This window comes from Levilactobacillus suantsaii (genome assembly GCF_014069315.1).
In the GTDB taxonomy this organism is placed as follows: domain Bacteria; phylum Bacillota; class Bacilli; order Lactobacillales; family Lactobacillaceae; genus Levilactobacillus; species Levilactobacillus suantsaii.
On the sequence record NZ_CP059603.1, the window covers coordinates 1,222,504 to 1,243,922 of the forward strand.

General features: G+C 54.2%; 15 protein-coding genes and 4 pseudogenes. 18 read left to right on the forward strand and 1 reads right to left on the reverse strand.

Annotated elements, in window-relative coordinates; genetic code table 11:
* The first annotated feature begins 12 nt into the window (after positions 1–12).
* The 13 genes and pseudogenes from H3M12_RS05590 (at position 13) to H3M12_RS05645 (ending at position 15,060) form a co-directional block, all read left to right on the forward strand.
* Complete coding sequence (locus tag H3M12_RS05590) at positions 13–1,203, forward strand: trans-sulfuration enzyme family protein (RefSeq protein ID WP_129032688.1); 1,191 nt, start codon at positions 13–15, stop codon at positions 1,201–1,203.
* A pseudogene (locus tag H3M12_RS05595) lies at positions 1,178–1,872 on the forward strand (amino acid ABC transporter permease). The gene H3M12_RS05590 and the pseudogene H3M12_RS05595 overlap by 26 nt, the downstream one beginning before the upstream one ends.
* Positions 1,873–1,882: 10 nt before the next feature.
* Positions 1,883–2,647: an amino acid ABC transporter ATP-binding protein gene (locus tag H3M12_RS05600; protein WP_129032686.1), complete on the forward strand. Its 765-nt coding sequence runs from the start codon at positions 1,883–1,885 to the stop codon at positions 2,645–2,647.
* A 36-nt stretch (positions 2,648–2,683) separates the two neighbouring features.
* Positions 2,684–3,502, forward strand: coding sequence for a transporter substrate-binding domain-containing protein (locus H3M12_RS05605; protein WP_129032685.1), 819 nt, complete (start codon positions 2,684–2,686; stop codon positions 3,500–3,502).
* Positions 3,503–3,766: 264 nt separating this feature from the next.
* Positions 3,767–4,093, forward strand: a pseudogene (locus H3M12_RS12875) (bifunctional pyr operon transcriptional regulator/uracil phosphoribosyltransferase PyrR); the annotation flags it as partial.
* Positions 4,094–4,162: 69 nt separating this feature from the next.
* Positions 4,163–5,098: an aspartate carbamoyltransferase catalytic subunit gene (locus H3M12_RS05610; protein WP_233449235.1), complete on the forward strand. Its 936-nt coding sequence runs from the start codon at positions 4,163–4,165 to the stop codon at positions 5,096–5,098.
* A 2-nt stretch (positions 5,099–5,100) separates the two neighbouring features.
* Positions 5,101–6,390 (forward strand): annotated as a pseudogene (locus H3M12_RS05615) (dihydroorotase).
* 1 nt (position 6,391) lies between these two features.
* Positions 6,392–7,480: a carbamoyl phosphate synthase small subunit gene (locus H3M12_RS05620; protein ID WP_129032683.1), complete on the forward strand. Its 1,089-nt coding sequence runs from the start codon at positions 6,392–6,394 to the stop codon at positions 7,478–7,480.
* A gap of 1 nt (position 7,481) precedes the next feature.
* Positions 7,482–10,658 (forward strand): carbamoyl-phosphate synthase large subunit, encoded by a 3,177-nt coding sequence (gene carB, locus H3M12_RS05625; protein ID WP_182151029.1) that lies wholly within the window; start codon positions 7,482–7,484, stop codon positions 10,656–10,658.
* 16 nt (positions 10,659–10,674) lie between these two features.
* Positions 10,675–11,592 (forward strand): dihydroorotate dehydrogenase, encoded by a 918-nt coding sequence (locus H3M12_RS05630; RefSeq protein WP_182151030.1) that lies wholly within the window; start codon positions 10,675–10,677, stop codon positions 11,590–11,592.
* 112 nt (positions 11,593–11,704) lie between these two features.
* On the forward strand, positions 11,705–12,397 hold the full coding sequence (locus tag H3M12_RS05635) for a class A sortase (RefSeq protein ID WP_182151031.1): 693 nt from the start codon (positions 11,705–11,707) through the stop codon (positions 12,395–12,397).
* Positions 12,398–13,118: 721 nt separating this feature from the next.
* The gene (locus H3M12_RS05640; RefSeq protein ID WP_182151032.1) at positions 13,119–13,823 is read left to right on the forward strand and encodes a WxL domain-containing protein; all 705 of its coding nucleotides are present in this window, start codon (positions 13,119–13,121) and stop codon (positions 13,821–13,823) included.
* A 172-nt stretch (positions 13,824–13,995) separates the two neighbouring features.
* Positions 13,996–15,060 (forward strand): DUF916 and DUF3324 domain-containing protein, encoded by a 1,065-nt coding sequence (locus H3M12_RS05645; RefSeq protein WP_129032679.1) that lies wholly within the window; start codon positions 13,996–13,998, stop codon positions 15,058–15,060.
* A gap of 65 nt (positions 15,061–15,125) precedes the next feature.
* On the opposite strand, the gene H3M12_RS05650 is transcribed toward H3M12_RS05645, so the two are convergent.
* Positions 15,126–15,593 (reverse strand): low molecular weight protein-tyrosine-phosphatase, encoded by a 468-nt coding sequence (locus H3M12_RS05650; protein ID WP_129032678.1) that lies wholly within the window; start codon positions 15,591–15,593, stop codon positions 15,126–15,128.
* A 109-nt stretch (positions 15,594–15,702) separates the two neighbouring features.
* Between H3M12_RS05650 and H3M12_RS05655 the strand changes: the two are divergent.
* From H3M12_RS05655 to H3M12_RS05675, 5 genes and pseudogenes are all read left to right on the forward strand, one after another.
* Positions 15,703–16,278: pseudogene (locus tag H3M12_RS05655) on the forward strand (LemA family protein).
* Between the two features lie 13 nt (positions 16,279–16,291).
* Positions 16,292–17,185 (forward strand): zinc metalloprotease HtpX, encoded by an 894-nt coding sequence (gene htpX / locus H3M12_RS05660; protein WP_129032677.1) that lies wholly within the window; start codon positions 16,292–16,294, stop codon positions 17,183–17,185.
* Between the two features lie 76 nt (positions 17,186–17,261).
* Positions 17,262–18,047 (forward strand): hypothetical protein, encoded by a 786-nt coding sequence (locus H3M12_RS05665; protein WP_129032676.1) that lies wholly within the window; start codon positions 17,262–17,264, stop codon positions 18,045–18,047.
* Between the two features lie 205 nt (positions 18,048–18,252).
* Positions 18,253–19,650, forward strand: a complete 1,398-nt coding sequence (locus H3M12_RS05670; RefSeq protein ID WP_182151033.1) for a UDP-N-acetylmuramoyl-tripeptide--D-alanyl-D-alanine ligase — start codon at positions 18,253–18,255, stop codon at positions 19,648–19,650.
* A 195-nt stretch (positions 19,651–19,845) separates the two neighbouring features.
* Positions 19,846–21,390 carry a DEAD/DEAH box helicase gene (locus H3M12_RS05675; protein ID WP_129032674.1) on the forward strand — a complete coding sequence of 515 codons (1,545 nt, stop codon included), beginning with the start codon at positions 19,846–19,848 and terminating at the stop codon, positions 21,388–21,390.
* The last annotated feature ends 29 nt before the right edge of the window (positions 21,391–21,419 follow it).

The following is a 21,419-nucleotide window of genomic DNA, read 5'->3' on the forward strand; positions in this document are numbered from 1 at the left end:
AGGAAGTTTAGCATGACAAAATTCAACACGAAATTGATTCACGGCCAAGACCAACACGACAACAGCACCGGTGCGGTGAACGTGCCGATTTACACCTCGTCGACCTACAAGTTCCCCAGCGTGGAAGCCACGTTGAACTGGGACTATTCCCGGTCAGGGAACCCCACGCGGGGGTATTTGGAAGACCAGATTGCTGACCTGGAAAACGGGGCGCGCGGGTTTGCCTTTTCGTCGGGGATGGCCGCCATTCACGCGGTCCTGGCTATCTTTAAGCCCGGCGATCACATCATCGTGGCCGACACCATTTACGGCGGGACTTTCCGGCTGATCAACGAGTTCTTTAAACGCTGGCAACTCGATTTCACCGCGGTGGATACTCAAGACTTAGACGCCATCAAGGCGGCGATTCGGCCCAACACCAAGGCGATTTATTTCGAACCGGTCTCCAACCCGTTGCTGAAGGTCACCAGCGTGAAGGCTGTAGCGGCGGTAGCCCGGGCCCACGATATTTTGACCATCGTGGATAACACCTTCTTGACCCCATACTTACAACGCCCCTTAGATTTAGGCGCCGACATCGTCTTGCATTCGGCGACCAAGTACTTAGGCGGCCATTCCGACGTCATTGCCGGATTAGTGGTCACCAAGACCACCGAGTTGGGTGACGCTATTTACTTCAACCAAAACGGTATCGGTGGGGTCTTATCCCCGGAGGACGCGAACTTGGTCCGGCGCGGGATTCAAACGCTGGCCGTGCGGATGGACCGGCACCTTAGCAATGCCCAAAAGATTGCGGAATTTTTAGATTCCCGTGACGAGATCAGCAAGGTCTACTACCCCGGTTTGGACGGCACGTTGGACCATCAAATCGCCACGGCGGAAACGGATGGTTACGGTGGCGTGGTCTCCTTCGACTTAGCGCCCGGTCTTGACAGCATCAAGTTTGTGGAGAGTCTTAAGTTGATTTTACTGGCGGAAAGCTTAGGCGCCGTGGAAAGTTTGATTGAGCTACCGTACAAGATGACGCACGCGGAACTGTCCCCCGATGAACAAGTAGCGGCGGGCATCACCCACCAGCTGGTTCGGTTGTCAGTGGGGTTGGAAGACGCCAGCGATTTGATTGCCGATTTGAAACAGGGGTTGGAACAAGTTACGCAGGCTAAGGGAGGCGATGCGCTTGTGGCAGATCGTTCAAACAGCTAGTCCCCAACTGATTAAAGCGGGGTTGACCTATACGATTCCCATCGCGGTGGTTTCGTTTGCGATTGGGTTAGTCATTGCATTACTCACCGCGCTGATTCGCTTGTCCCAAAAACGGGGCGCTTTCCTGATTTTGAAACTGATTTTTCGCTTTTACGTTTGGGTCTTTCGGAGCACGCCGTTACTGGTCCAATTGTTTATCGTTTACTTTGGCTTACCATATCTGAAAATTCAGGGTTTTACGCCCAACGGATTCAACTTGACCCGGTTTTCGCTGGAATTCTGACGTTTTCACTCAATACTGGGGCTTATTGCTCGGAAACGATTCGGGCATCTATTTTGTCCATCAATCAAGGCCAATGGGAAGCCGCGTACTCCATTGGGATGACCCGTAGCATGGCATTATTTCGGATCATCTTGCCCCAAGCCGTCCGCATCTCGTTACCGCCGTTGGCCAACAGCTTCATTAGCCTGGTCAAGGACACGTCGCTGGCCGCATCGATCACCATCGTGGAAATGTTCGAAGTCAGCCAACAAATTGCGGCCCAGAACTATCAACCCCTGATTATGTACATGTTAGTGGCGGTCTACTACGCCATCTGCTGTACCGTGTTGACTTGGCTACAGGGATACCTGGAGAAGGTCACATCGCGTTATGTCGTGACCAAGTAAGGAGGCTGCTATGCTAAAAATTACAGGATTGACCAAGAGTTTTGGCTCCCAACAGGTGCTGCATGGTTTGACGACTAGTTTTCCGGAACAACAGACCACGGTGATTTTGGGTCCGTCCGGGTCAGGAAAATCAACTTTGTTACGGTCTCTGAATTTTCTGGAACGACCCGAAAGCGGCCAGTATGACTTTGACGGCCTTCAGATTGATTTGAGCCAGCCCGTCTCGCAGGCCACCATTTTGAAGGTTCGCCGGCAAACGGAAATGGTTTTTCAAGGGTATAACCTGTTTCCCCATCTGTCGGTCTTGAAGAACGTGACGGAAGGGCCAATCTACGTGCGGCATCAAGCCAAGGACAGTGCCCAAACTACGGCCAAACAGTTGTTGGCCAAGGTCGGCTTGGCAGACAAAGCCGATAGTTACCCGAATCAGTTGTCGGGTGGTCAGGCACAACGAGTGGCCATTGCTCGGTCACTAGCGATGCAGCTGGAATACATCTTTTTGGATGAACCGACCAGTGCCTTGGACCCGGAACTGGAACTAGGGGTGCTGAAGGTGTTGCTCCAAATTGCGCAGGAAAAACAATCGATGATCATCGTCACCCATAACCTCGCTTTTGCTCGGCAGGTAGCCGATAAAATCATTTTTATCGAGCACGGGAAGATTTTATTCGACGGGTCTAGCCAGGACTTCTTTGCCACGACGAATCACCGGATTTTAGCTTTTATTTCGGCGATGACCTTTGCGGATTTGACTGCGACTGGAAAAACATCTTAACGTGATGAGTTAAAAATTTGTGAGGAGCGTGTGGAAATGAAACGAGGAAAGATTTGGCATGTGTTAGCGTTGGGCTTGGCGGTCGTGACCGTTGGGAGTTTATTGACGGCTTGCGGTTCAAAGTCATCAAGTTCGGCCAATAGTGGTTATCAGTCTGAGTTGAAGACGTCTAAAACGTTGACCGTTGGCTTGGAAGGCACTTATCCGCCGTATTCATATCGTAAGAACGGTAAACTAACCGGGTTTGAAGTGGATTTGACTAAAGCTGTCGCCAAGAAAATGGGGTTGAAAACTAAGTTCGTTCCGACCAAGTGGGATAGTTTAGTTGCCGGTTTGGGCAGTTCTAAGTTTGACGTGGTGGTCAACAACATCACTCAGACCCCAGCTAGAAAGAAACAGTACCTGTTCTCCACGCCGTACGTTTATTCGAAGTACGCGTTAGTGACGGCTAAGAGCAACACAAGTTTGAAAACAACGAGTGACGTGAAGGGCAAGAAACTGGCCGAAGGAACCGGGACGGATAACGAACTATTGGCCAAGAAACTTGGGGCCAAGATTTTACCATCGGGTGAGTTATCGTCAACCTTGGACCTGGTACGTCAAGGGCGCGCAGACGCGACCATCAACGCCGAATCAGCCCTGTTGACCTACAAGAAGAGCAATAATTTAAACGGCTTGAAATATCGAGTTTTGACCAACAAGGAGCAAGCACCGGCCAAGATTTCGGCGTTGTTCAATAAGAAAAATCCTAAGCTGCGGACCAAGTTCAACCGCGTATTGAAGCAGTTACGTCAAGATGGGACATTGAAAAAATTATCGGTCAAGTACTTTGGCAGTGACATCACCACGAACTAATGGGGTGTGAGTGGCGACCCAAAGATTGCCTATTGACATCCCCGATAGAGTTGGGTACACTTAGTCCAATTAAACCAGCGCCTTTAAATTAGTCCTGTGAGACTGAGAAGGGAACGTGTTTTTTGAGGAAGTCCCTAACACTTTCACAGGCGAAGTGTGGGGACTTTTTTGTGCCCTGACTTGGCGACAACGAACAGAAAGTAGGTGACACGAATGGAACGAGACGTGATGGATGCCTTAGGGATGCGCCGGGCGTTGGCACGGATGACCTATGAGATCATCGAACAGAATCAAGGCGTGGCCTCACTCGTGTTAGTGGGCATCAAGACCCGGGGAATCTACTTAGCCCAACGGATTGCGGCGCGACTGCAACAGTTGGAGCACGTGACGGTACCGGTGGGAACGTTAGACATTTCTTTGTACCGCGATGACCGGCCGCACACAATCGACGTGCCCGGTCCAGCCAAGGTGACCGGGACGGATTTACCGGTCGGCATCACCGACCAACACGTGATTTTAGTGGATGATGTGCTGTTTACTGGCCGGACGGTCCGCGCGGCCTTGGATGCCTTGACAACAGTTGGGCGTCCGGCCCGGACGTCGTTGGCCATTTTGGTTGACCGCGGCCAGTTGGCAGAAAACTTAAAGGAGACGACAATCATGGACCAAGTAAACAATCTGGTAAGTGTAGATCAATTCAGTAATCAAGACATGATGGCGCTGTTGAAGCAGGCCCAGGCCTTTCAAAACGGGCAAACGGTCGAACTCACCCGGCCGGTCTACGCGATGAACCTCTTTTTTGAAAATAGCACCCGGACGCATACCAGTTTCGAGATGGCCGAACGGCGCTTAGGGTTGCAACCCTTGGCCTTTAACGCCCAATCTAGTTCGATGACCAAGGGCGAAACGTTGCTCGACACCTTAAAGACGGTCCAGGCCATCGGCGTCGATTTAGCCGTGATTCGCCACCCACAAAACGCCTACTACGACCCGTTAGTGGCGGCAAATCTCACGCTGAGTCTAATCAACGCGGGGGATGGTAGTGGCCAGCACCCGTCGCAATCCTTACTGGACATGCTGACGATTTACCAGGAATTCGGGCACTTCGCCGGCCTCAAGGTTGCTATCGTGGGAGACATCGACCATTCGCGGGTGGCCCGGTCCAACATGCGGCTTTTGACGCAACTGGGCGCGACGGTCTACTTCAACGGCCCCAAGGAATGGCTGACGGAAGATTTCACAGCTTACGGCGAGTATCGTGATTTAGACGACCTCGTGGAAGACGTGGACGTCATGATGCTGCTGCGGGTCCAGCACGAACGTTTGGCCCAGGCCAATAATGTCAGCTTCGATGCACAGGCGTATCACGAACGCTATGGGCTGACGGTTGAACGGGCCAAGCGGATGCCGGCTCACGCCATCATCATGCACCCGGCACCGGTCAACCGTGGCGTCGAACTGGCCGACAGCCTGGTCGAAGCGCCGCAATCGCGGATCTTCCAACAAATGACTAACGGCGTTTACGTGCGGATGGCGATGATCACTCAACTGCTGGCGCACCGCGGCTTACTGGCGCACGCGCCGTTGGAGGTCTAGCCATGACGACAGTGCTGATTACCAACGCTAAGATTCTGCGTGACGGGCAGTTACGGTCCATGGAAATCCTGATTAAAGCGGGACGCATCGCCGCTATCGCCCCGCAAGTTGCGGTCGAAGCAAGTACCATCGACCAACGCTTCGATGTGGGGGGCGCTTTCGTGAGTCCCGGCTTAGTCGACGTCCACGTGCATTTGCGTGACCCCGGGTTCACGGCGAAGGAAACTCTGGCGACCGGAACGTTGGCCGCGGCGCGAGGTGGGTTCACCACCGTGGGCGCGATGCCCAACGTCGACCCGGTGCCGGATACGCCGCAACGGGTGGCCGCACAGGTCGCCCGCAACCAGGCCGAAGGACACGTCCACATCGCCCAGTACGCCAGCATTACCACCGATCGAACCGGGGATGAGCTGGTCGACTTCGCTGGGGTCAAAGCGGCTGGGGCCTTTGCCGTCAGTAACGACGGTTCAGGCGTCCAAACGGCTGGCACCATGCTACAGGCCATGCGTGGGGCTGCGCAGGCGGGATTGCCCCTAGCGGCCCACGTCGAAGACGACTCGTTGACGGCCCATGGCGTGATGAATGCCGGCCCGATTGCGTAACGCTTAGGGTTGCCCGGTATCCCCAACGTAGCCGAATCGGCGCAACTGGCACGGGACTTGATGTTGGCCGAAGCCAGTGGCGTGCACTACCACGTTTGTCATGTCTCGACCGCCGAAAGCGTTCGCGTGATCCGCGATGCCAAACGGGCCGGTATCCACGTGACCTGTGAGGTCAGTCCCCACCACCTGTTGCTTACGGACGAGGACATCGTCCACGACGACCCGCAACTCAAGATGAACCCGCCGTTGCGCGCGCCGCGGGATCGGGCCGCATTACTGGCCGGGGTTTTGGACGGCACCATCGACATGGTGGCGACTGACCACGCGCCGCACACCCGCGCCGATAAAAAGGGCTCGATGGCGACCGCGGCGTTTGGCATCACCGGGTTAGAGACCGCCTTTGCCGTCCTGTACACCCAGTTGGTCCAACCACGAATTTTGACGCTGGGCCAACTGGTCGATTTGATGAGCACCAAACCAGCCCAGCTCTTTAATTTGCCGGGGGCGGGGCAACTCAAAGTCGGGGCACCGGCCGATCTAGCAGTCTTTGACCTAGCGCATCCGGCAGTCATCGATGGCAACCAAATGTTATCCAAAGCGCAGAACTCGCCGTTTATCGGCTGGCCCGTGGTGGGGACGACCCTGCTGACACTAGTGGGCGGCCGGGTGGCTTACAGAAAGGAAGATTAAGATGCGACGATACTTAGTGTTAGCGGACGGCACCGTGTATGCCGGTACCGGCTTCGGGGCAAGTGCGGCCACCAGCGGTGAATTAGTGTTCAATACGGGGATGAGTGGCTACCAAGAATCCATTACCGACCAATCCTATAACGGAGAACTCCTGATGTTCACCTACCCCTTGATTGGTAACTACGGTGTCAACCGCGACGACCATGAATCTATCAAACCCACGTGCCGGGGCGTCATCGTCCACGAGGTGGCGCGCCGCCCGAGTAACTGGCGGGCCCAAGAGACGTTAGCCGATTACCTGACGGCTAACCAGATTCCGGGCATCACCGACATCGACACCCGCGCAGTGACCAAGCATATCCGGACGCAAGGCGCCATGCGCGCGGCCATCGTCGACACGGTGACCGATAAGGTGGTGCACGACTTGCAAACGCCCGCGACCGACGCGCCCTTAGAGGTGGCGGAGAGTTCTACGGCCAACGCTTATCCGAACCCCGCTACCGGCTTGAACGTAGTGGTGGTCGATTTTGGCCTCAAGCACTCGATTTTACGCGAACTGGCGAAACGTCACTGTAATTTGACCGTGTTACCGTACAACACCACGGCCGGGGAGATCATGGCGTTGAATCCCGATGGCGTGATGTTGACCAACGGCCCCGGCGACCCCAAGGACGTGCCGAGCGCCTTACCAATGATTCGCGCCGTTGAACAACAAGTCCCACTATTTGGGATTTGCCTGGGGCACCAATTGTTTGCCTTAGCTAACGGGGCCGACACTTTTAAAATGAAATTCGGCCACCGCGGGTTCAACCATCCGGTTAGAGACCTGCAGACCGGCCGCATCGACTTCACTTCGCAGAACCACGGCTACGCGGTCGCTCGCGACTCGTTGGCAGCTACGGCCCTTGAGGTGACCCACGAAGAGATCAACGACGACACGGTCGAAGGCTTGCGCCACACCCAGTACCCAGCGTTTTCCGTCCAGTACCACCCGGACGCCGCGCCCGGTCCGCACGACGCGGTCCATATCTTTGACGAGTTTATCGACCTGATGACCACCACCAAGGCCCAGCGAAAGGAGCGCAATTAAAATGCCCAAACGAACCGATATTCATAAAATTATGGTGATTGGGTCCGGTCCCATCATCATTGGCCAAGCCGCCGAATTTGACTACTCGGGGACCCAAGCCTGCTTGGCCTTGAAGGAGCTGGGCTACCAGGTGGTGTTGGTGAACTCGAACCCGGCAACCATCATGACCGACAAGGAAATCGCCGATAAAGTTTACCTGGAACCCATCACGTTAGAGTTCGTGTCGCAGATTCTGCGCAAGGAACGCCCAGACGCCATCTTGCCCACGTTGGGCGGCCAGCAGGGGTTAAACATGGCCATGGAATTGTCGCGCGCCCACGTGTTAGATGATTTGGGAATCGAGCTTCTGGGCACCAAGTTGAGCGCTATCGACCAGGCCGAAGACCGCGAGCAATTCAAGGACTTGATGCAACAACTCGGTGAACCGGTCCCGGCTTCGGGCATTGCCCACACCGTCGACGACGCGTTAGCGTTTGCGGACAAGACCGGCTACCCGGTCATCGTGCGGCCCGCTTTTACCATGGGCGGTACCGGGGGTGGGATTGCTGCCAACGCTGAAGAATTGCGCCAGATTGCCGAAAACGGGTTGACCTTATCACCGGTCACCCAAGTCTTGATTGAACAAAGCATTGCCGGCTACAAGGAAATCGAATTCGAAGTCATGCGTGATGCCGCCGACAACGCACTGGTGGTCTGCAGCATGGAAAACTTCGATCCGGTGGGCATCCACACGGGGGACTCCATCGTTTACGCGCCGGTCCAAACTTTGGCGGACCGCGAAGTTCAGCTGTTACGGGACGCGGCGTTGAAGATCATTCGCGCACTGAAAATCGAAGGGGGCTGTAACGTCCAACTGGCCCTCGACCCACAGAGCTTCAAGTACTACATCATCGAAGTCAACCCGCGGGTCAGTCGCTCGTCGGCGTTGGCCTCCAAGGCGACCGGGTATCCGATTGCGAAGATGGCCGCTAAGATTGCGGTCGGTCTGCACCTTGACGAAATTAAGAACCCGGTAACCGGGACCACCTACGCAGCGTTCGAGCCGGCGTTGGACTACGTAGTCTGCAAGATTCCCCGCTGGCCGTTTGACAAGTTCACCCAGGCCGACCGGCGCCTAGGCACCCAGATGAAGGCCACCGGTGAAGTCATGGCGATTGGCCGCAACATTGAAGAAGCAACGTTGAAGGCGGTCCGTTCCCTAGAGATTGGCGTTCACCACATCAGTGAACCGGCACTAGAAAGTGTCACGACCGCCACGCTGGAAGATAAACTGGTCCACGCGCAAGATGACCGGCTGTTTTACCTGGCCGAAGCCTTGCGCCGTGGCTATTCGTTGGACCAATTGACTGCGCTCACCCAGATCAACCCGTTATTCTTGGACAAATTGGCGCACATCGTGGAACTGGAGCAGGCGCTGACCAGCCATGTAAACGACATGGCTGTCTTGACCACCGCCAAGCGCAACGGTTTTGCCGACGCCACGGTGGCTGACCTTTGGTACGAAACGCCCGACCAGATTCGTAAGTTACGTTTGGCTCACCACCTGGCGCCAGTCTACAAGATGGTCGACACCTGTGCGGGCGAGTTTGCGTCCACGACGCCGTACTTCTACGCGACTTACGAAACGGAAAACGAAAGTGAAGTCACGAAGCGGCCATCGGTCTTAGTCTTAGGGTCCGGTCCGATTCGCATCGGCCAAGGCGTCGAGTTCGATTACGCCACGGTCCATTCGGTTAAGGCGATTCAAAAGGCGGGCTACGAAGCCATCATCATGAACAGTAACCCCGAAACAGTCTCCACCGACTTTTCCATCTCCGATAAGCTATACTTCGATCCGTTGACCTTAGAAGACGTGTTGAACGTCATCGACTTGGAACACCCCGCAGGCGTCATCGTGCAGTTCGGCGGACAAACGGCCATCAATTTGGCAGAACCCCTAGCTGCCCGAGGCGTTAAAATCTTAGGGACCAGCGTGGCAGACGTCAACCGCGCCGAGGATCGTGACGCCTTTAACCAGGTGATCGAAGACCTGCAGATTCTCCAACCCAAAGGGGCGACGGCCAGCGATGAACAAACGGCCCTCGCGATTGCTGATAGAATCGGCTATCCCGTGTTAGTGCGGCCCAGTTACGTCTTGGGTGGTCGGGCGATGGAGATTGTGACCCAACGTGCCGACCTCGACCACTATATGCATAACGCCGTGCGGGTCTCGCACGACCACCCAGTCTTGATCGACCGTTACCTGGTCGGGCAAGAGTGCGAAGTCGACGCGATTTGTGACGGCCAGACCGTGTTGATTCCGGGCATCATGGAATACATCGAACGCGCCGGGGTCCATTCCGGTGACTCGATGGCCGTGTACCCGCCCCAATCGTTGTCGGCGGCGGTCCAAGACCAAATCGTGCACTATACCAAGCAACTGGCGAAGGCTTTGAACTGCGTGGGGATGATGAACATCCAGTTCGTGATTCACGACCAGCAAGTCTACGTCATTGAAGTCAACCCACGAGCCAGCCGGACGGTGCCGTTCTTGAGCAAGGTCACCAACATCGCGATGGCTCAAGTCGCTACCCGGGTGATTTTAGGCCAGTCACTGGCCGAGCAGGGTTACCAGGACGGCTTGGTCCAACCTGGCAAATTGGTTCACGTCAAGGCGCCAGTCTTCTCGTTTTCGAAACTCAACCAAGTCGACAGTCTGTTGGGCCCAGAAATGAAGTCTACCGGTGAGGTCATGGGCAGTGATCGGACTCTGGCCAAGGCCCTTTACAAGGCATTTGAAGCGGCGAAACTTCACGTGCCGAGTCACGGCCACGTCTTGATCACCGTCAAGGACGCCGATAAGCCGGAAGCCGTCCAACTGGCTCAACGCTTTCACGACCTGGGATACCAGTTACTGGCGACCCCCGGGACCGCGGCGTGCTTACAACAGCACAAGCTACCGGTCCAAACGGTCGATAAGATTGCGACCGGCGAACACGACCTCTTGCAACAAATGGAAGCTGGCGAGATTCAGGTCGTCATCAACACGATTTCCGATTCAGGACACGCTGCCGATGACGGGACGTTGATTCGCAACACCTCGATCACCCACGGCATTCCGTTGTTCACGGCACTCGATACCGTCGCGGCGATTCTACAGGTCTTGGAATCGCGCTCGTTTGTTACCCAGGCGCTTTAATAATAGGAGGAAAAGTATGGGACGATTAAGTATCCAACTGGCAGGGGTGCCCCTGCAGAACCCGGTGATGCCAGCTAGTGGTACCGCCGCGTACGGTCAGGAGATGGCCCAAGATCTTGCGCTCGACCAGTTAGGCGCGTTCGTCATCAAGTCGACCACTCAAGACCCGCGGGCAGGGAACCCAGCCCCGACTACAGCGCAGACCAGTGGGGGCTGGCTGAACGCTATCGGGTTGAAGAACCCGGGCGTTACGACGGTAATGACGGAGAAGTTGCCGTGGCTGGCGACGCATTACCCGGATTTACCCGTTATGGGCAGTATCGCCGGGGCGACGTTTGCCGAATACGTTGCGGTGGCCCAACAAGTGGCCAGCGCGCCCAACGTCAAGTGGTTAGAGCTCAACATCTCGTGTCCTAACGTGGAGCGGGGCGGGTTGGTTTTTGGCACGGACCCGCACACGGTCGAAACGTTGACCCGACAGGTGACGGATGCGGTGACTAAGCCGGTCTTCGTGAAATTGACGCCGAACGTGACCGACATCGTGCCGATTGCCCAGGCGGCCGAAGCAGGCGGGGCCGCCGGCTTGACGCTGATCAACACCTTGACGGGGCTGGGGTATGATTTGACTACGCGCAAGCCTTTATTAGCTCACGGCACGGGTGGCTTGTCGGGCAAGGCGATTCACCCGCTGGCCGTGCGGATGGTTCACCAGGTCCGCCGGCACACACAGTTACCCATCATCGGGGTTGGCGGGGTCTTCACGCCTGAAGATGTGTTGGAGTTTTATCTGGCTGGTGCCAATGCGGTCCAAATCGGCGCGGCGACGTACGGCAACCCGACGGCCTGTGTCGACATCATCGACCAGCTGCCGGCCGTGATGGACCGCTACCACGTGGCGAGTTTGCAGGAACTGATCGATTCGGTCCAGCGGTAGCCAAATTTCAAGGCCGCGGCGGTGATTTTTGCGGGGCTCATCGGCTAGCTATAGACTTTCTTCGACCAATTGCGGTAAAATCAAGGGGAATTGGGGAAGGAGTTGGGTTAGGATGCGTCAAAAGAACGAGCGCCGCCGCTGGTGGGGCACACTGATTTTCCTACTCTTGATCCTGGTCTCGTTGGGACTTATCTTTAACGAACAGATCAAGACCTGGATGGTGTCCTCCTATCAACCCAAGGTCATGACCGGGTCGGTCCGGCGCAACCAAAAGAAGAAAGCCACTTATGACTTTAAAAAAGTAAAATCACTCGACTTTTCAACGGTGGCGAAAGCCCGGTTGAAGTCTAAGGATATTCACGTGGTGGGACAGATTCTCTTGCCCCAGTCGAATATCCATTTGCCGATCGGCAAAGGAGTCAGTAACGAAGTTCTGGCCCTCACAGCGGGGACCATGCGGCCCGACCAGAAGATGGGGGAGGGTAACTACCCGTTAGCTGGTCACCACATGGTGTCACACACGGTGCTGTTCAGTCCTCTTTATTTCAAGACCAAGTTAGGCCAGAGCATCTATTTGACCAACGCCAAAACGGTCTATCAATACAAGGTGACGGTCCGCAAGTTTATCCCGCCGACCGACGTGCAGGTAGTCAACCAGACTAAGCGTAAGCTGGTGACGCTGATTACCTGTGATGCGACTGGGGCCAACCGCTTGATGATTCGGGGCAAGTACGTGCAAAAGATGCCATACAAGCAAGCGCCAGAATCCGTTCGGAAGGGCTTCGCCGGTAGCTTCAATAATTAAACCTAACCAAATAACCGTCCGGACTAGCATGAGTGCTGGTCCGGACGGTTTCGTTTTAACAGTAAACTCGTTTACACTGTAACGGCTTTTAGCAGAGACTTTAAAATTTTAATTGTGGGCCGTTTTAGTGTCGGGGACAAGCGATACAGGGTCGTGATTAAAGCCCATCATCACGCTGATTGCCGGGCATGATTTGGGCCCCGTTGGCAAAGTGAACGGTGAAAAACATAAAAATGCCAATTACCCACCAGACAAATTATGGACAATGGTAGGTGAGCGTGCTATTATACTTATAAACCATCGATGGCTTGAACGAGCTGGCCTTGGTGATTTGGTTTTGTAACCGTTTAATTTTGACGCGGAGTCGCTGATCGATCAGTATTTCGAAAATGTAGGTTAACTTACAAAATTGGCTAAATCGCGGTAGATTAGGAATCCATGCCACTTTAAACAGAAAATCAGGTTACTGAATTATCGGATGATGCGAAAAAGGTTTGGGATGTCCCATTAGTTTATTTGACTGGCTGGTGGGGTTACTTAAGGACTGCAGGTACTGATTTAATTTATTATACGTCTGCTAAAAGGTGGAAATGAATTTCTGCTGGCACTACCGAGTCATTGACTTTTGGATTACAGGGGCCAGGGAGCGCCTGACAGAGAGATGAGGTTGTGACAGCTAAGCCGGTAAAACCGGTGTTCATAAACTGAGGAGTGAGCAATGATGACTAAGAAAATTTTACGCCTACTAGTGGCGGCTTCGACACTAGCGGGGTTCCTGGTAGCTGGCGGAATTACGGTAAATGCCGACGACGCTAGTTCTAGTTCTAGTTCCAGTAGTCCCGTTTCTGGGACATCGACTACCACGGCGAATGTGACGTTAAATGCTGAAAGTTTCTCGGGTGATAGTAGTGATGGAAACACTAACGGACTAGCTGGCGGGATTAAATTGCAGAGCGTGCCGGGGTTTCAATTTGGAACGCAGACCATCGACACCTCCACGAGTGAGGCTCATTATGTAACGGCCAATACACTGGCTCCCGTAACGGTAATTAACCCTGGGATTGCGACTGGGTGGAACGTGACCGTAGCAAGTGGGCCAATGACATCTACAAATGGAGACGTCTTGAAAGCCAGCAACCTTAACTTGACTGCAGGTTCACCAACATCAGAAACTACGGATAATAATGCGGATGCAACGGCCAACATGCCAACGGTTAGCAATGTAATACTAAATACTGACGGTTCATCGGGTAACGTTCCAGTGGCGACAGCGGCAGTTAAATCTGGTTTAGGAACCTGGAATATGCCGTACACTAACGCCACCCTAAACGTAGCGCAAAATAACCTTGCGGGCACTTACACGTCGAATCTGACCTGGACGTTGACCAACGCCCCATCAGGAGCCGCAACGACGCCAGCTTCTTAACTTCGAACTCAACTTGGAACACACTACGGATCAGCAGTTAATTGCTGGTCCGTTTTTAGTTTGTTCCGTCACGAAAATAATCCCTCGGATAGGCGACTTAGTATTAGGGACACGGGGGTTAGAGTTTGCTATAATAAGGGCATCTTGGAGTCAATTATGGGGGCGGGGAATCATGAAACGATTTTGGCAATGGGCGTTAATATTAGGGGCCGTGGGGTTAACCTTTTTAGGCTGGCCGCAACTCAGTCACGCGGACAGCGTGGGTTATACGGTCAATGCCGTGTTGCCCAAGAACCAAGACGACAGTAGCGCAACGTACTTTGCGTTGCGCGTGAAACCTAAGCAACACGAAAAGCTGACGGTCGCCATCACCAACCAGACCAAGAAATCCCAGCGTTTTCAGGTCAACGTGAATCAGGCGGTGACCAATGACAACGGGGTGATCGACTATAGCCAAACTAACCCGCAGTTGGATTCGTCACTTAAGGTCAGCATCAAGGACGTCTTCGGGGCGAAAAAGGTGCCGACGGTCACGGTACCCGCGAAGCAGACCAAAGACGTGTCGGTTCATTTGACCATGCCAGCCAAACGGATTAACGGGATGATTCTGGGCGGCATCAACGTCCGTAAGTTGGGGAAGGACGCTGACAAGTCAAGTAAGGGCGTGTCGTTGACCAACAGCTTTGCCTACGTCATTGGCGTCCGGTTGCGCGAAGCAGCCGTCGACGTGGCCCCAAACCTGAATCTACTATCAGTAGAAGCGGGGCAGCGCAATTCGCTCAACCAAGTCAACGCCAAACTCCAAAACCCGGAACCGGGCATTATGAGTAACCTGAAGATCAAGACGCAGGTTACCAAACTCAACAGCAGTAAAATTCTCCTGCAAAATACCAAGGGCAACCTGGCAATGGCACCCAACAGCCACTTTACCTATTCGCTTCCTTGGGGCAACACCCAGTTGAAAGCGGGCCAATACACCATGACGTTGGACGCCACGGCCAAGGGCGGCTACCACTGGCACTTCGTCAGAAACTTCACGGTGACGCAACAACAGTTGAAGCAGTTCGCCAATCGCTACAACCAGCCGCAAGCGCCGAGCTACTTCTGGTGGTTCTTAGCGGGCGGCCTCATCATCCTGCTGCTGTTAGCCATCATTGGGTTCCTGTTATGGAAGAACCATCGTGACAAGGATCAGACGTCTAGGGATACGTCGGAGCCGACAGATAAACAAAAATAACTGCGAACAGGCCACTAGCAAGAATAGCAACGATACGTTACGGTTTTGGCTAGTGGCCTGCTGGCTTAATCGGTATTTTGGAGTTTGGTCAACCACGCCGGGACGGCCGCGGCCAGTTCCTGGTAGGTCAACTCGAATTTGTGAGTGAACCAAGGGTCATCGATGGCTTGGCCCCGCCTGTCGGGGAAGATGTCCAAGCACAACTGGACCTTGGCCGCGTCGGTAGGAGACGGCGCCATGCGTTTCAAGTTGGCCACGTTGGCGTGGTCCATGGTGATGATGGTATCCGCCCAGTCGAAGTCTTGCGCCGTGATGGGGCGCGAACGGTGGGCACTGGCGTCGAGACCGTGAGCGCGCATGGCCTTCAAGGCACCAGGGTGTGGCGGGTTCCCCTCTTCTTCGGGACTCGTTGCAACCGACTCAACACGAAACTGGTCTTGCCAGTGGTGTTGGTCGATGGTCTGAGTGGCGATGGCTTCGGCCATGGGGGAACGGCAGATGTTGCCCAGACAAACGAATAGGATATGCTGCATAGGTGGTGAACCTCCTAAAGGAATTTCTAAATTAGCGCGTAGATGCTGGTACCGGTCTACCGCGTTTGTTATGATTAGTCTAACAAATTTAATTGGAGGAGTGGTAGCGATGGCTTGGATCATTGCCATTATTATCGTGGTCGTGTTGGTCATCTGGTACGTGGCCCTATATAACGGTTTCGTCCAGATCCGCACGCACGTACAAGAATCGTGGAGTCAAATCGACGTGCAACTCAAACGACGGAATGATTTGATTCCTAATTTGATTTCCACCGCGAAGGGGTACGCCAAATACGAGCAGGCGACCTTGACCAAAGTGGTCAACCTGCGGAATCAATTGACGGAGGTGCCGGCGGGGGACCGGCAACAGACCATGGAAGTTTCCAACGCCTTGTCTGGGTCCTTGCGGTCGCTATTCGCGGTTGCGGAAAACTATCCGGATCTAAAAGCGAACACGTAGTTCAGTAATTTAATGGAAGAGCTGACCAACACGGAAAATAAGATTGCCTATTCGCGGCAACTTTACAACAGTACCGTGGCCAGTCTGAACATGAAGGTCCAATCCTTCCCGGCTAACTTGGTGGCGAAGGTTCACCACTTCCAGCAGGAAGCCTACTTGGAAGTGCCGGAAGAAGAAAAGACGACGCCGAAGGTCAACTTTGACGACCTGAACGGCGATAAGTAAGTAGGCGATTGTGATGTTGTATGAACAAATTGCCATGAATAAACGGCGTACGGGCTACGTCATGGCCGGCTTTGCGGCGTTAGTCGTTGTGTTGGGTGCGGCCTTAGGCGACCTCTTTGCCGGTAGCTGGTTAGCCGGGTGTTTTTGGGCAGCCATCGTCACGGCCATTTACATGGGCCTGATGATCGCCAATTCGACCAACGTGGTCATGGATTTGAACCACGCCCAGGAGATTCACTCGGTCGACCAGGCGCCACAACTCTGGCACCTGATCGAAGACATGGCCATGGTAGGGCAGGTGCCCATGCCGCGGGTCTTTATCATCGACGACCCCAGTCCCAACGCCTTTGCGACCGGTAACCGTCCCGAAAAGTCGGTGGTAGCCGTGACTACGGGGCTGTTGGAACGCTTGAACCGCGAGGAACTCGAGGGCGTGATTGGCCACGAGATTTCACACGTGCGCAACTACGATATTCGTTTACAGACGATTGCCTTGGCGTTGTCCGCGGCCATTAGTTTTCTGGTCAACCTGGCCTCGAATCTGATGTGGTTCGGCGCGGGCCGGCGTGACGATGACGACGACAACTCGGCGGGGGGCATCCTCCAGTTGGTGGTGTCCATCCTGTTGATCTTCTTGGCACCGTTAGCTGCTAGTATCGCCCAGATGGCGTTGTCGCGTAATCGCGAGTACCTGGCGGACGCCTCGAGCGTCGAATTAACGCGGAACCCCCAAGGGTTGATCATGGCATTGCGTAAGATTGACGATAGCGAACCGATGCAAGCCGCCGACCCCAGCAGTGCGGCGATGTACATCGGTGACCCGTTTAAGCATCAACACAAGATTGGCGACCTCTTTGCGACCCACCCGCCAATTGCCAAACGGATCGAACGCCTCGAGAAAATGTAACAATGCAAACGGTAAGCTGGGCAAGTTTTCGGTGTACAATGGAAAGGGAACTTCAGTAGAAAGAGTGTAAAAGCGCATGCGTGGAAATTTTGTCTATCTCAGTTTAGAGCCCGTCACGAACATGGTTTACTCGTTAGGAATTTCACCGGCTGATTTTTTAAATGGGGTGCCGGAAGTCCCCAATCAGTTGCTGCTTCTGAATCCGGAAGTGGGCGACGCGGTCACGTTGAATCCGCACACGCGTTTTCAAACGGTGACCGGTCAAGCCCAGGTACGCCGCTACCTCTTAGCGAAGCACCAACAAGCCGTCAAGTGGCTGGATTACGTTCATGCAGATGATCTAGATTTTCTGTTGCCCAGTGAGATTGCTGAATTGCTGTATCTGGGACACATGGAAACCCATCTGCGGACGCCATTTTATGCTAAACTCCAAAACAACTACGCATTTTTGACCCTGCGCGACGGCTTTTACAAGATTTATTACCGGAAGTTACCCAACTTCGGCCACGTGCTCGACGTGAGCATTAAGCGCCACTTGCGGTCGATGCACAACAACCGGTGGGTCTTCGCCCGGCCGTTAGCCATCAGCGATGTGCCCCACGAAATCTTGTTACAGCTGACGGAAGGGTTGTTGGACGGGGCGGTCATCGCCTTTGATCAGCTGGTCGAACGCCACCGAGTCTACATGATTCCGGTGCGCGCCGTTCAACACCCGGAGCGCCAGGCAACTTGGCATCTACAAGAAGAGGTGTACGCCGACTCCAAGGAAGTCGCGAGTTTACGCTACGACCTGACCACCCGAGAATGGGCGTTGTCGATTCATGACAATCAGGCCTTTGGGGCGGTTGCGGATTTAATCTAACTTTGTTATGATGCAAGCGCGGCTCATAAGACCGCGACTGACGTTAACTAATAATCGAACCCTTGACGGTGACCGTCAGGGGTTTTTATTAGTCTGAGCCAATTAATGGTATAATGGAAATCAGAGTTTTAGGCCGGCGGTGTTTGACGCCGGTATTCAGAATGACGCGGGACCTAAGCATCCCGCGAAAATGGGAGTAAATAAGATGAAGATGCAACTTGCAGAGATTGCCCACGCGATTGGAGCAATCAATGATTATGACCAGTGGGCAGACGTGAACGTGACCAGTGTTGCGTTCGACAGTCGGCACCTGCAACCGGGGGGACTCTTTATCCCGTTGACCGGGGAACAAGATGGCCACCAGTTTGTTCAATCAGCGATTGATCATGGTGCGGTCGCAACTTTGTGGGCGCAGGATCTCGCCCAGGCGCCGGCTGACTTTCCGGTGCTCCAAGTCGAAAATTCACTGATCGCCTTGCAGACCCTGGCCCAATACTATTTAACCAAAATCAATCCCCGGGTGGTGGCCGTCACTGGCAGTAACGGGAAGACCACGACCAAGGATATGATTGCGGCGATTTTAAGCACCCAGTTCAACGTGACCAAGACCCACGCTAACTTCAACAACGAAATCGGCGTGCCGATGACGGTGCTATCGATGGAACCCAACACCGAGATGTTAGTCGTCGAGATGGGGATGGACCGCCCGGGGCAATTGGACTTCTTGAGTAAGCTGGTGATGCCGGATGTGGCCGTTGTGACCATGATTGGGGAAGCCCACATCGAGTTCTTTGGGACCCGCGATAAGATTGCGGACGCCAAATTTGAAATCACCCACGGCCTTAGCGATGATGGTCTCTTCGTTTACGACGGTGACGAACCGTTGTTGCGTGAGCGGGTGACGGATTTGCCCCAGCAACAGGTCACCTTTGGTCGGCACGACGATGATGACTATTACGCTACCGACGTGACCAGTGCGGCCACCAGCACCAGTTTTACGACCAACAAGTGGCCGGACGTGACTTTTACGTTACCTATGATTGGGGAATACAACGTTAAGAACGCGTTGGCGGCGCTCGCGGTCGGGACGATTTATCGGATTCAACCGGAAAATGCGCAACGGGCCCTTAAAACAGTCTCGTTGACGGAGAACCGCGCCGAGTGGATGAGTGGAAAGCAGGGCGAACGGATTCTCAGTGACGTGTACAATTCCAACCCCACGGCGGTCCGGCAGGTCCTGCACGCCTTTGCCCAAACTCCGCTCAAGCCAAACGGGCGGCGGCTCGTGGTGTTAGGTGACATGTTAGAACTGGGCGACCAGGCGCCAGCCTTACATGCCGGTTTAGCTGACGCGCTGGCGACCGGTCAGTTTGCGCAGGTCTACTTGGTGGGCCCCCAGATGCAGGCCTTACAAAAGGCACTAGCCACCCAGGCGCCGGATTTACCAGTGACGCATTTTGCTAGTGACGATTTAGCGGGAGTGACGGCCGCCTTACAAACCACTTTGACGGCCAACGACCAGATCCTATTGAAGGCCTCGCACGGGATTCACCTCGAAAATGTCTTGGCAAAATTACTGCCGAGCCAAGAAAATGAAAAATAGTTTGAATGTAAGCAATTTCCCGGAGTCTTGGAAGTTGCTTATTTTAATGTGACGATGTATGATGGTTAAGTTGTAAAATTTAAGAAACGAACTTACTCCGCCCTAGCCAATCGTTAGTCGTTATTATGGAAAACGGATTTTTTCCAAGACTAACGAAGCGCTAGGGTGACGTACTCATTTAGGAGGAAATTATACTTGAAGTTTAAAGAACTGGGTCTCTCCGAAGACCTACTGAAAGCTGTGACTGAAGCAGGTTACGAAGAAGCGACCCCAATTCAGGCTGAGACCATCCCCATGGTGTTAGCCGGCCAAGATGTGATTGGCCAAGCTCAGACGGGGACCGGTAAAACGGCCGCCTTCGCACTCCCCATTCTGGAAAAGATTGACAAAAAAAATCCTAACGTGCAGGCCCTTGTCGTTTCCCCAACGCGGGAACTGGCCATCCAGACTCAAGAAGAAATCTATAAATTAGGCCGGACTGAACGGGCCAACGTCCAAGTGGTTTACGGTGGGGCGGATATTCGCCGGCAAATCAAGAGTTTAAAGAACCATCCTCAAGTGGTGGTCGGGACTCCTGGTCGGTTATTAGACCACATCCGGCGCCGGACGCTGAAACTGGACCACGTGCAAATGCTGGTCCTGGACGAAGCCGACGAAATGTTGAACATGGGTTTCTTGGATGATATCGAAGACATCATCAAGCAATTGCCAGAAGAACGGCAAACCATGCTATTCTCAGCGACTATGCCACCCGAAATCAAACGGGTCGGGGTGCAATTCATGCAGGACCCGAAGCACGTCAAGATCAAGGCCAAGGAATTGACCACCGATTTGATCGATCAATACTACGTCCGGTCTCGTGATTTTGAGAAATTCGATATCATGACGCGGTTCTTCGACGTCCAAGATCCGGACTTGACCATCGTCTTCACGCGGACTAAGCGTCGGGTCGACGAAATCGCCAACGGTCTTAAAGCCCGGGGCTACAACGCTGCTGGGATTCATGGGGATTTGACGCAAAAGCGTCGGACCCAAATCATGAATGAGTTCCGGCACGGTAAATTGGACATCTTAGTGGCGACCGACGTAGCGGCGCGGGGAATCGACATCAACGATGTGACTCACGTCTACAACTACGATATCCCACAAGATCCTGACAGTTACGTGCACCGGGTCGGCCGGACTGGCCGGGCCGGGAATCACGGGGTATCCATGACCTTCGTGACGCCAAACGAAATGGGTTACTTACGTGAAATCGAGAAGTTGACCCGGGTGCGGATGTTACCATTGAAGCCACCTTCGGCTGAAGAGGCTTTTGTAGGCCAATTAGGCGTGGCTAAGGAAGCCGTCAGCGATTTGATTTCGAAGACGGATACCGAAAAGTACGGCAAGGCAGCGGATGCTTTGTTGGAAGAATACGACGCAGCGGATATTGCCGCGGCCTTGTTGAACGAAGTCACCAAGGACGACAGCAGTCAGGTGCCCGTCAAGATCACGCCAGAACGGCCATTGCCTAAGCGCGGTGGCAAGCGGCGTGGTGGTGGTTACCACCGTGGCGGCGGTTATCACCGGGGCAACAACCATCGGGGTGGCGGCGAACACCGGCACTACGACCGAAACCGGCGTGGCGGCAGTGACCGCAACGAACACCGCGGTGGCAACCGTGACCGGCGGCGCGACAATGGTGGTCGGCGTTCCGAAGGCAGTAAGCACGGCTTTACGATTCGGAAAAAAGACTAGCTTCACCTAAAAAAGAGAATGATTGAGAA